Source organism: Ensifer sp. BR816, assembly GCF_000378985.1.
GTDB lineage: Bacteria > Pseudomonadota > Alphaproteobacteria > Rhizobiales > Rhizobiaceae > Sinorhizobium.
Genome location: NZ_KB905370.1, coordinates 4,230,990 through 4,242,702, shown reverse-complemented (window position 1 = coordinate 4,242,702; position 11,713 = coordinate 4,230,990). Strand labels below are relative to the sequence as shown.

At 63.5% G+C, this 11,713-nt stretch carries 10 protein-coding genes and 1 pseudogene; 9 read left to right on the top strand and 2 right to left on the bottom strand.

Annotated elements, in window-relative coordinates:
- Window positions 1-47 precede the first annotated feature (47 nt).
- Window positions 48-947, bottom strand: a complete 900-nt coding sequence (locus tag RHIBR816_RS0120365; RefSeq protein WP_026187237.1) for a LysR substrate-binding domain-containing protein — start codon at window positions 945-947, stop codon at window positions 48-50.
- A 100-nt stretch (window positions 948-1,047) separates the two neighbouring features.
- On the opposite strand from RHIBR816_RS0120365, the gene RHIBR816_RS0120360 reads away from it, so the two are divergent.
- From RHIBR816_RS0120360 to RHIBR816_RS34435, 9 genes and pseudogenes are all read left to right on the top strand, one after another.
- The gene (locus RHIBR816_RS0120360; RefSeq protein WP_026187236.1) at window positions 1,048-1,752 is read left to right on the top strand and encodes an SDR family oxidoreductase; all 705 of its coding nucleotides are present in this window, start codon (window positions 1,048-1,050) and stop codon (window positions 1,750-1,752) included.
- A gap of 67 nt (window positions 1,753-1,819) precedes the next feature.
- Window positions 1,820-2,224, top strand: a complete 405-nt coding sequence (locus RHIBR816_RS39060; RefSeq protein ID WP_084811129.1) for a GFA family protein — start codon at window positions 1,820-1,822, stop codon at window positions 2,222-2,224.
- Window positions 2,225-2,725: 501 nt separating this feature from the next.
- A complete protein-coding gene (locus RHIBR816_RS0120355) occupies window positions 2,726-3,439 on the top strand; it encodes a DUF1236 domain-containing protein (protein WP_018238437.1) in 714 nt (237 codons plus the stop codon).
- An 80-nt stretch (window positions 3,440-3,519) separates the two neighbouring features.
- The gene (locus RHIBR816_RS0120350; protein ID WP_018238436.1) at window positions 3,520-4,101 is read left to right on the top strand and encodes a BON domain-containing protein; all 582 of its coding nucleotides are present in this window, start codon (window positions 3,520-3,522) and stop codon (window positions 4,099-4,101) included.
- 308 nt (window positions 4,102-4,409) lie between these two features.
- Window positions 4,410-5,066: a hypothetical protein gene (locus RHIBR816_RS0120345; protein ID WP_018238435.1), complete on the top strand. Its 657-nt coding sequence runs from the start codon at window positions 4,410-4,412 to the stop codon at window positions 5,064-5,066.
- 253 nt (window positions 5,067-5,319) lie between these two features.
- Window positions 5,320-6,816, top strand: a complete 1,497-nt coding sequence (locus RHIBR816_RS0120340) for a sugar ABC transporter ATP-binding protein (protein ID WP_018238434.1) — start codon at window positions 5,320-5,322, stop codon at window positions 6,814-6,816.
- 16 nt (window positions 6,817-6,832) lie between these two features.
- Complete coding sequence (locus RHIBR816_RS0120335; protein WP_018238433.1) at window positions 6,833-7,894, top strand: ABC transporter permease; 1,062 nt, start codon at window positions 6,833-6,835, stop codon at window positions 7,892-7,894.
- Between the two features lie 45 nt (window positions 7,895-7,939).
- A complete protein-coding gene (locus RHIBR816_RS0120330; RefSeq protein ID WP_018238432.1) occupies window positions 7,940-9,040 on the top strand; it encodes a substrate-binding domain-containing protein in 1,101 nt (366 codons plus the stop codon).
- 198 nt (window positions 9,041-9,238) lie between these two features.
- Window positions 9,239-10,419: pseudogene (locus tag RHIBR816_RS34435) on the top strand (aminotransferase class V-fold PLP-dependent enzyme).
- Here the strand turns inward: RHIBR816_RS34435 and RHIBR816_RS0120320 are convergent.
- Window positions 10,416-11,435 (bottom strand): LacI family DNA-binding transcriptional regulator, encoded by a 1,020-nt coding sequence (locus RHIBR816_RS0120320; protein WP_018238431.1) that lies wholly within the window; start codon window positions 11,433-11,435, stop codon window positions 10,416-10,418. The pseudogene RHIBR816_RS34435 and the gene RHIBR816_RS0120320 overlap by 4 nt on opposite strands.
- Window positions 11,436-11,713 lie beyond the last annotated feature (278 nt).

The following is an 11,713-nucleotide window of genomic DNA, read 5'->3' as shown; positions in this document are numbered from 1 at the left end:
GCCCGGAATTGTTCACCGAAGGGCGAGAATCCAGCTCTTCTCAGTGGCTACCGGCTGCCGCTGCTTTGGGCGAGGAGCCAGTCCCGCATCGATCGGACATGCTCAGCTTTACGCGGGTTGCGTGGATGGACGATGTAGAAGCCGAGTTCGTCGGTCACGGCAAAGTCGAGGGGGCGGCAAAGGCGCCCGGCGGCAATGTCGTCGGCGACGAGGGCCTCGGTGGCGAGCGCAATGCCCTGGCCGGCGACGGCGGCGTCGATCGCCAGCGAGCTGTGCGAGAACCGCAGCGACTTCAGGGTCCTGACGTCCGCCGCGATGCCGGCGCGCTCCAGAAATACCGGCCACATGCCATGCGCGTCGTGGAGCAGCACGTGGCGGGTCAGATCGTCGGCGGTGCAGATCGGCGCGGCGGCAACGATGGCGGGGCTGCAGACTGCGACGAAGCGCATCGGAAACAGCAACTCGCCGGCGAGCCCCGGCCCGAAGGGCGGCTTCGTCTGGCGAACGGCGATATCGACGCCGTCGCTTTGGAAATTCGCAAGCCCGTTGGTCGCAAGCACTTGGACCTCCGCGTCGGCGTTCGGTCCGGAGAATTTGCCGAGGCGCGGGATCAGCCATTTTGCGGCAAAGGACGGCGTGACGCTGATCGTGATCACGGTCTTTGCGGGCTTCAGCTCCTGCGTGGCGTCCGAGATCAGCGACAGGGCACGCTGGAGAGGTTTCAGATATCGGCGGCCTGCCTCGGTCAGTTCGAGACCTCGGGGGCGACGCTCGAACAGCCTGGTGTTCAGATGCTCCTCCAGGGCACGCACCTGCTGCGCGACAGCGCCTTGCGTCACCCCCAACTCCTCCGACGCGATGCGGAAATTCAGGTGGCGCGCCGAACTCTCGAACATCCGGAGAGCATTCAGAGGGGGAAATATGTAGGGTCCTTGTCCGCCGGGCATCCAGTAGTTTTCCTACAGGCACGAGAGTATTTTTCTGCTTAGACCCGGACCGCGCGCCATGTCAAACTCGGCCAAATTTTTCAGGCGAAAGGATCAGGACATGGCAGAGCAAAGAGTGGCAGTCGTCACGGCGGGCGGCAGCGGCATGGGGGCGGCGTCGGCGCGCAGGCTGGCGGAGGACGGCTACAGGGTTGCGATCCTTTCCTCCTCCGGCAAGGGTGAGGCGCTGGCGAAGGAACTGGGGGGTGTCGGCGTCACCGGTTCGAACCAGTCGAACGAGGACCTGAAGATGTTGGTCGACCTGGCGGTTTCCACCTGGGGCCGGATCGATGTGCTGGTCAACAGCGCCGGACACGGACCGCGCGCGCCGATCATCGAGATCAGCGACGAGGATTGGCACAAGGGTCTCGACACCTACCTGATGAACGTCATCCGTGCCGTGCGGCTGGTGACGCCGGTCATGCAGGGCCAAGGCTCTGGCTCGATCATCAACATCTCGACGGCCTGGGCCTTCGAGCCCTCGGAGATGTTCCCGACCTCCGCGGTCTTCCGCGCGGGGCTCGCCGCCTATACCAAGATCTATGCGGACAGCTATGCGAAGCACAATATCCGCATCAACAACGTGTTGCCGGGCTGGATCGACAGCCTGCCGGCCACCGAAGCCCGACGCGACAGCGTGCCGATGAAGCGCTACGGCACGAGCGAGGAGATCGCCGCCACCGTCGCCTTCCTTGCTTCCGAGGGCGCCGGCTACATTACCGGCCAGAATATCCGGGTCGACGGCGGACTTACCCGCTCAGTGTGAGATCTGGTGGTTCTGATATAAGAGTCAGGACTGCGGGTCTCAAAGGGAGACCGGCGCGGCTCAGGAGATGGTGATGATAGCAGGTGGCTGTTTGTGCGGTGCGGTGCGCTACCAGTGCGAGGGTGATCCGGATTGTTCATTGGTCTGCTATTGTCGGGATTGCCAAAGGGCTTCCGGTTCGGGCCATGTCCCCGCGATGAGCATGCCACGCGAGAGGGTAACGATTAGCGGCGAGACAAGAAGCTACGCGGCTCCCGGAGGGAGCGGGAAGATGACAGTCCGCCACTTTTGCCCCACCTGCGGCAGTCTTCTCTTCAGCACGCCCGAGGTAATTCCCGACTTCGTAAACATCTACGCGGGCACGCTCGACGATCCATCAGTGTTCAAGCCGACGTGGTCATTCTTTCGGCACAGCCATGCTCCTTGGGATCGCGTGCCAGACGACTTGCCAGAGCTACCGGTTTCCACCTGACATGAGCGGCCGGATGGAAATTCCTTGCTGAGATGTGTGCCTTGGGCATACACACAAGAATCTCCTTCGCCAGCGATCGTGCCCGTCTGACCGCGCGCTGATCGGGCATCGCAACGGACCGCGGACGCATGTCTGGCGCGCCGAAATTGTGCCCGACGAAGGCGTCGGCACAGTCGAAATCATGCACGAAGCGCTTGTTCCATCTACTAGGTCCTAGACCTAGTCTTCACGACGGTCCGCCTCTGAGCAAACCGCGCGGATGAAAGCGAGCAGTGCTGCCCGCGCGTTGGCCCTACTCCGCCGAGCACCGTCACCCGCCCGCCGCCTCCACAATAAATGGCTGAAGTAATTACGAACAGCGGAGCAACGCTTCGGGAACGAAATGTCATGCCCTACTCCTTATGGATTAGGGCATGCAGGGATGGGCAAGAACCTCCAGGGAACAAACCTTCCGCCGCGCGGTTGGCGAGTGGAAGGGACTGTGAGTCTGGAGAACAGTCGATGAAAAGTATCCTTATCAGGAGCGCCCTTGTCTTGAGCCTGGGCGTCGCCTCCGGGCCGGCGCTCGCGCAGACGGAGCAGCCGACGCAGGGGCAGACGTGCCCGGAGGGCACGGAATGTCCGCAGGGCGGCGCCGAACAGGGCCAGCAACCCGATGCTGAGGGCGGAGCGACCCAGCAGGGTGGCGAAGCGACCGGCGAGGGCCAGCAGGGCCAGTCGGGCGAGCAGCAGCCGCAGGCCGAGCAGGGCGGCACCGACCAGCAGCAGCAACCGGATCAGCAGCAAGGCCAGGACAGCTCCGATCAGCAGCAACAGACCGAGGGCGGTGCCCAGTCCGGCACTGAGCAGCAGCCGGCCGAGGGCGAGACCCAGAAGCAGGAGGGAACCGGGCAGCAGTCCGGTCAAGGTGAACAGCAGCAAAGCCAGGAGGGTGAGGCCTCCGGCTCGTCCACCGATGTCGACGTGACGGTGGAGCAGAAGACCGAGATCACCCAGATCATCAAGGAAGAAAAGGTCGAGCCCATCGACGTCGACTTCGACGTGTCCGTCGGCGTCGCCGTTCCGGAAACCGTCAAGGTCAAGCTGAAGCCGGTTCCGGTGCGCATCATCAAGATCGTGCCGAGATATGAGGGCTATCTGTTCTTCGTCCTGGCGGACGGCCGGATCGTCATCGTCGAACCGTCGTCGCTGAAGATCGTCGTCATCCTGGCGTAGCCGTCGGCGCGTGAACAGATGCTCGCCGGATCGTCCGGCGGGCGTCTCTTTCAAGACAGGGAGGAGGAGGAGGAGGGTGGATGAAAGACAATTGGCAGGACCAGAGAAGAAATCCGGCGCGCGCCGAGCCGCGGCGCGACCGTGACTATGGAAGGCATGGCCGCGAGCGGGGATCTGACGAGGAGCGGTGGGGTCGCCGCGGCGACCGGCGCGACGAAGACGCATGGTTCGCGGAGGCGCGGCGACGTTCGGACCGAGGCGAGCCTCATGGCCTCTCGGGCCGAGATCTGGCGCACCGCATCGAGGAACTCGGTTCCTTCGATCCCTATGAGAACGTGCCGCCCTTCCGGAACCGCTCCGGGCAGGAGGACTGGCCCGCCGGCCGCAGGCTCCGCGATGAAGAGGGCAGCTTCCGGGGGAAGGGCCCGCGCGGCTACAAACGATCGGACGCGCGCATCGCGGAGGACGTCAACGACCGGTTGACCGAAGACCCGTGGCTCGACGCTTCCGACATCGAAGTCTCGGTTGCCGGTGGCGAGGTCACCTTAGCAGGCTTTGTTTCAAGCAGACAGGATCGTCGCAGAGCCGAAGACAGTTCGGAAGCTGTACCGGGGGTGTCCTACGTGCAGAACAATCTGCGGGTGAAGACGGACAGCGTTTGAGCCGGTCGCGTTCTGATCGGGTGGGGGCAAGAAACCCCCTTATGAGGAACAGCGAAGACAGCGCGGTTCGACGCGCCTCAACGACGATGGCTATTTTCAGTTACACAGTTTTAAGTGGCTAATTGCGAATTGATACAACGAAGGGTTATAATCCGAAGTTCTATTAACAACCCCGTCAACCTCCATTTGCCGCCGCACTCCGGGGGCGCTAAGCATCGCAAGTACTGATTGTGCAGAATGCTGCGACCTCCCGCAAAGAGGGCGTCGTCGCAGTTCCCTTGGCCCCAACTCACATCATGGAGAGTGAAATGTCGAATGGGAATGGAACGATCTCGTATCTGGACTCGGCCCAAAGTGCGGCGCAGCAAGCCGTCGCCGATCTTCAGCTATTCGAAGCTAACAACAATGAGGCGCTTCAAAGCATGGCGGTCGGAAGTGGTTTTGCGTCGGCAATAGGATCGATCGCCGGTGCTGCAGCAGGCTGGGCCACAGCCGGCGTTGGCTTGGCGGGACTGCTCACGGGCGGTGGCAAAGGCGACTCACTGGAAATCGAAGTCTCGAACTTCTCCTCGCAGCCGCTGGTGCTGTACAACTACAATCCCGCCAGCGGCAACGTATCGAAGATCGTGCAGCCGCTCTCCACCGGCGAGAGCGATACTTTCATCCTTGATTACCCGAATGACACGTTCGGCACCTCCACGCAGATTGAACTGGATTTCATGGTCGGGACCATACAGGCCTCGGTGACTTACGCCTATACGGATGAAGGTGACCCGGGGCGCTGGCAGGTCAGTGGCAGCATTGATGGCGACAGCGGCCACAAGTTCGCAGCAAAGTTGCAGTTGTTTGGGGCCACGTTCAAGGCGAACGACAGCAGCAATCCAAACTTCAGCTTTTATACCTCGCCCATCGAGTCCGGCTCCGGACAGATGAGTCTGGTATTCTACGATCTGGCGACGTCCTGAGCCCTTAGCGTCTTCGATTGAATTCTGGCCACGCATGCGGAACGCCCGTAGAGTATTTTGCGGGCGTTCTAGTTCTACGCCTGCGATCATCCCGCGGATTCCCCCGCCAGGCCATCGACGAGGTGTGTCATAGAGGCGCTCTCTGAAAATGTTGCAGTCAGCCTTTTGCGAGTCGCCGGCCATTTCAATATCCCCTTGACCAGCATGTTATCGATAACATAAGCTCCTCCTCAATCGGCTTTGGGAGGAGCGCATGGATGGTCAAAAGCTCTTGGAGTTCCGCTCCATCACCAAGGGGTTCGGCGGCACCAAGGCGCTCACCCAGGTTTCGCTCGATCTCGAAGCCGGCGAAATCCTCGCGCTTCTCGGAGAGAACGGCGCCGGCAAGTCGACGCTGATCAAGACGCTCGCCGGCATCTACCGGCCGGATGGCGGCGAAATCCGGTTCCGCGGCGAGCCCTATGTCAACCAGCCGCCGAAACCGAACAAGCGCCAGCCGGTCGCCTTCATCCATCAGGATCTCGGCCTCATCGAATGGATGACGGTCGCCGAGAATGTCGGCCTGGCGCAGGGTTTTTCGATGCGAACGCGGCTGATCGACTGGCGCCGGACCGAGGAGCGGGCGCGCGAGGCCCTGCGTCTCGTCGGCTGCGATTTCGATCCCTCGACCCGCGTCCAGGCGCTGACCCGCACGGAGAAATCGCTGGTGGCGATCGCACGCGCCTTGGCGGTCGAGGCGGATGTGCTGGTGCTCGACGAACCGACGGCGAGCCTTCCGGCCGACGAGGTCGAGCGGCTCTTCGATGCCATCCGGCCGCTGAAGGAGCGCGGCGTCGCGATGATCTACGTCTCGCATCGGCTCGACGAGATCTTCCGGATTGCCGACCGGGTCGCGGTGCTCCGCGACGGCCGCCTGGTCGGCCAGAAGCCGGTCGCCGAGACGACCCCGGACGAGCTCATCGAGATGATCGTCGGGCGCAAGGCCGATCAGCTTTTCGTCAAGGCGGCGAGCACACCGGGCGAAGCGGTCGTCAGCGTCAGGCATCTCGCCTGCCAGGGCGCCGGGCCGGTCTCCTTCGATGTGTTGAAGGGCGAGCTCATCGGGCTGGTGGGCCTGCGTGGCGCCGGCCAGGAACTGGTCGGGCGCGCGCTGTTCGGCTGCCAGCCCTTTTCGGGAACGGTCACAATCGGCGGCGAGTCCCCCGACCTTTCGAGCCCGGTGGCGGCGATGCGCTCCGGCGTCGGCCTGATCGCCCGCGACCGCACGGAAGAATCGGTCGCGATGTCGCTGTCGCTGCGCGAGAACACCTTCCTCAATCCGCAGGCTACCGGCCGCGGCCTGTTTTCGGTGCTTGCCCCCGCCAAGGAGGCCGCTTTGGCGGAGGCGATCGGTGAGAGCGTGGGATTGAGGCCGAACGACCAGAGCCTGCCGATCGAGGCGCTGTCCGGCGGCAACCAGCAGAAGGTCGTGGTCGGGCGCTGGCTCGCGACCGGCCGCAAGCTGCTCGTCGCGGAAGACCCGACCGCGGGTGTCGACGTCGGCGCCAAGGCCGACATCTATCGGCTGATCGCCCGGGCGCTCGAGGTGGGCCTTGCCGTTGTCGTCGTCTCGACCGATTTCGAGGAAATCGCCCATATCTGCCATCGCGCCCTGGTCTTCTCGCGCGGACGCATCGTCCGCGAGTTGCAGGGCGAAGAATTGACGACCTCGGCGGTGATCGCCGCCGCCTCGGCCTCCGAAGCCGCCTGAGTTCCGGGAGAAGAAAATGCAGTCGATCGAATCCACCGCGCTTGAACCGACAAGAGGCGAGCTTGCCGGCCTGAGCCTCGCGCAGAAGCTGATCCGCTTCCTGCCGGTCTATGGCCTCGTCATCCTGACGCTGCTGTTGATTGTGCTGTTCTCGCTGCTCCTGCCGCAGACCTTTCCGACGGTCCTCAATGTCCGCTCGATCATCTCCGACAAGGCGATCATCGCCATCCTGTCGCTGGCGGCGATGATCCCGATGGCCTCCGGCCGCATCGACCTGACGGTCGGCTACGGCATCGTGCTCTGGCATATCCTGGCAATCAGCCTGCAGACGATGTTCGGTGTGCCCTGGCCGATCGCCGTCATGATCGTGCTTCTGCTCGGCGCGCTGACCGGCTTCCTGAACGGCCTGCTCGTCGAGGTGGCGCGGATCGACTCCTTCATCGCCACGCTCGGCACCGGAACGATCCTCTATGCGCTGGCGCTCTGGCACACCGGCGGGCGGCAGGTGGTGGGCGTCCTGCCGGAAGGCTTCTATTCTCTGAACGGCACGATGGTGCTCGGCCTGCCGATCACCGGCTTCTACGTTCTCGTCCTCGCATTGGCACTGTGGCTCGTGCTCGAATATCTGCCGATCGGTCGCTATGTCTACGCGATCGGCGCCAATCCCAAGGCGGCGGCGCTCAACGGCATCCCGGTCCGCCGCTTCGTCATCGGCGCCTTCGTCTCCTCGGGCACGCTCGCCGCCCTTGCCGGCGTGCTGCTGGCCTCGAAGCTCCGGATCGGCCAGGCGAGCGTCGGCCTCGAATATCTGTTGCCGGCGCTCGTCGGCGCCTTCCTCGGCTCGACCACCATCAAGCCCGGCCGCGTCAATGTCTGGGGCACGATGATCGGCGTGATCATCCTGGCGGTCGGCATCTCCGGCATCCAGCAGATCGGCGGCTCGTTCTTCGTCGAACCGCTCTTCAACGGCGTGACGCTGCTCGTTGCGATCGGCATAGCCGGCTACGCGCAGCGCAGGAGGGGAACGGTGACGCGCAAGGCGCCGGCGGCGGCGCCGGAGCCGGCCGGAACGAAGTAATTCAAGAGGTCTCATCGAATAACGAACCCAAGGGAGGAAGGGTAGATGAAACGCAGGACTTTCATGACAGGCACGGCTGCGGCCATCGCGCTGATGGGCGCCAGCGTCGCGCTTGCCGATCCGATGGCCGATGCCCAGGCGATCGTGACGAAATATGCAAACAAGGCCAGCGCTTGGGATGGGCCGACGGCGGGCCCGAAGGCGCAGGAGGGCAAGACCATCGTCGTGCTCGCCGGTGACCTGAAGAACGGCGGCATCCTCGGCGTCACCACCGGTGTCGAAGAGGCATCGGCCGCGATCGGCTGGGAGGTGAAGGTCATCGACGGCGCCGGCTCGATCGGCGGCCGCACGGCCGCCTTCGGCCAGGCGATGGCGCTGAAGCCGGCCGGCATCATCATCAATGGCTTCGACGCCGTCGAGCAGGCCCCGGCCCTTGAACAGGCCAAGGCCGCCGGCATCCCGCTCGTCGCCTGGCATGCCGGGCCGGTGATCGGTCCGGACGACAAGACCGGGCTCTTCGCCAATGTCAGCACCGACGCGATGGAAGTGTCGAAGGCCGCGGCCAACTGGGCCTTTGCCGATGCCAAGGGCAAGCCCGGCGTGGTGATCTTTACCGACTCGACCTACGCGATCGCCATCGCCAAGGCCGACAAGATGAAGGCGGAGATCGAGGCGCTCGGCGGCACGGTGCTCGAATATGTGGACACGCCGATCGCCGAGACATCGCAGCGCATGCCGCAGTTGACCACGTCGCTCCTGCAGAAATACGGCGACCAGTGGACCCATTCGCTGGCGATCAACGACCTCTATTTCGACTTCATGGGGCCGTCGCTCGCCGCCGCCGGCAAGGGCGGCACAGACGCGCCGATCAACGTCGCGGCAGGCGACGGCTCGGAATCCGCCTATCAGCGCATCCGCGCCGGCCAGTTCCAGAAGGTGACGGTCGCCGAGCCGCTCAACCTGCAGGGCTGGCAGCTCGTTGACGAGCTGAACCGCGCCTTCGCCGGCGAAAAATGGTCGGGCTACCTGTCGCCGCTGCATGTGGTGACCGCCGACAATGTCGAGTTCGACGGTGGCCCCAAGAACACCTTCGATCCCGACAACGGCTATCGGGATCAGTACAAGAAGCTCTGGGGCAAGATGTAATCTCCCAGAACTGGGGCGCCGCGAATGGCGCCCCTTTTTTCTCCGTGACCAAGGAAGAACCTCACGCAAGGTCTCGCGGGCGCATCCGCCAATGGCAACTGTTCGACACGAAGTTCTGCCTGCCGGTGCCACAAAGGCAGATTGAGCCGGCCGGAGCAGCCTATCGTCGGGCGACGAAATCGACGCGAGGATGCTCCCATGAACTATCTTGCCGTGGATCGGATGGCCGAAGACGAGAGCGTATGGGAGCCTGTCCGCGCGGCGTATCCCGCGCAGGAGCCGTTCCTGAACTTGAACAACGCCGCGGTCAGCCCGCCGCCGATCGCCGTCGAAGAGGCGGTGGTCGATGCCTATCGCTTCATCAGCCGCAATCCCGATTACAATATGTGGAGCAGGCTGGACACGGCCCTGCCCGGGATCAAGCGGGAACTGGCGGAGCTGATCGACTGCAGCCCCGATGAGATCGCTCTGAACCGGAATTCGTCCGAGGGGCTTTCGACGGCGATCTTCGGGATTCCTCTCGCCAAGGGCGATCAGGTGCTGATCTCGCCCTGGGACTATCCGAGCGTCCGCGCCGGCTGGCTGCAGCGGCAACAGCGCGAGGGCATCGAGGTCTTGAACTGTGCTTTCGACCTCCTGGACAGCGACGACGATATCATCGAAGCCTATGTCGAGGCGATGACGCCGCGGACCCGGGTCCTGCAGCTCACCCATATGTACCACTGGAACGGCCGGGTGCTTCCCGTCAAGCGGCTCTGCGAGATCGCCCGGGAGGCGCTCAGACATTCGCGCAAATGCCGGTCAGCTTTCGCGAACTGGATTGCGATTTCTTCGTTACCAGCCTGCACAAATGGCTCGGTGCGCCGGTCGGCAACGGGATGCTGATCGTCAACGAACGGCAGATCGACCGCACCTGGCCCTTGCTTGCGCCGTTCGACCAGCCAGCCGTGGATATCGACAAGTTCGACCATTGGAATCTCGGCACCTACAATTCGGCGATACAGGCGGGGATCGCGCCCGCAATCGAATTCCACAAGAGGATCGGCGCGGAGAAGATGCACGCGCGGCTTCGCGAGCTCAGCCGCTATTGGATATCGCTCGCCCGGGACATTCCAGGTTTCCGGCTGCATACGGCCACCGACACCGACAGCCTCGGGGCAATCACCCTGTTCTCGATCGACGGCCGGGACATGAAGAAGCTCGAGCGGGATCTGCGCGAGCAGCATCAGGTCCATGTGAAGTATCGCAAGGTCGAGCACGTCGAGGGCCTGCGGGTTTCACCGCACATCTACATGCTCAGGAGGATCTCGATACGTTTGTCACGGCATTGCGAGCCGCATTGGAGTGACGGGAAAAGTTACGCATCTAAAACCTGCTAGATCGCCACCGTCGTATTGCCCTGCACCAGTTCCAGCGGCGCCTGCCACGAGTCCACCATGGGGGCCTCCGTGATCATCTGTAACAACGCCTGTGCCGCCTTCTCGCCGATCTCCGTTCGTGGCACGTCGACCGTCGTGAGCCGGGTTCTGACGGCGTTAGCGAGCGACGTGCCGTTGAAGCCGACCACGGAGATCCGGTCGGGCACCGCAAGCCCGATCTCATGCAGGTAGGAGAGACCGCCAAGCGCCATGGCGTCGTTGAGAAAATGGATGGCATCGACATCGGGACGCATCCGCATCAGTTCTTCCGTCAGGAAGCGTCCGGTCACGGCCTGGCGTGGCCTGTCCTCGCAGGTCACGCTCAAGAGGTCGATGCCTGCCGCGGCTAGTGACGACTTCAGCGCCAGATGGCGGCGGCCGGCGCAAAGGTCCTTTTTGAGTTCGGCGCCGACATAGGCGATGCGCCGCAGGCCGCGCTCGAGAAAATGCCCTGCAACCAGGCGCCCGGCTTCCTCGTGCGACGGACCGGCGCTGAAATCCAACGCGCGCCTGTCGCAATCCCAAAGCTGGATGGCCGGGCAGGTCCGCCGCGCCAGGAGGCTTTCCGCATCGGCGCTGCGAGCCGTGCCGCCGTTCAAGAGGATCCCGGCCGGCCGGAACGACAGCATGGCGCGGATGAGCTCGGTTTCGGTCTCCGGCTCGAACAGCGATTCGCCGATGAAGGTCTGCAGCCCTCGCGGCCTGAGCGTTGCATTGATACCGCTCAACACCTCTGAAAACACGATGTCGCTGATCGACGGTATGATCACCGCGACCATCCTGCTCTTGCGTGAGCTCAGCGACCCGGCAAGATTGTTGGGCAGATAGCCGAGCTCGTCGGCGGCCTGCTTCACCCGCCGGCGCGTTTCGGCAGAGATGTTGCCCGCGCCGCGCAGCACCTTCGAGACGGTCATCCGGCTGACGCCGGCCCGGGCCGCCACGTCCTGGAGCGTGATCACCTTTCCGCGCAAGCTCACTGCGTCCTCCTTTTCTCACCAATCGTCGTTTCACGGATTGACGAACCGAATTGTTATCGATAACATCGACTAAGTTAACGATAACCTACGGCTTCGTTCAAGGGAAATAGGCGGCAAAAGAAGAGTTTTTTGACTTGCGCGCGACGCCTTGGCGATCGCGTCGAGAATGCACCCCGCTGCGACCTGCGGGTGCAGGGGCGCGAAAGGTTTCACGGCAAGGCTCGGCCTTCGAGAGCCCGCGAGGGGTGGGCGAAGTCCGAAAATGACGATCTACCAAG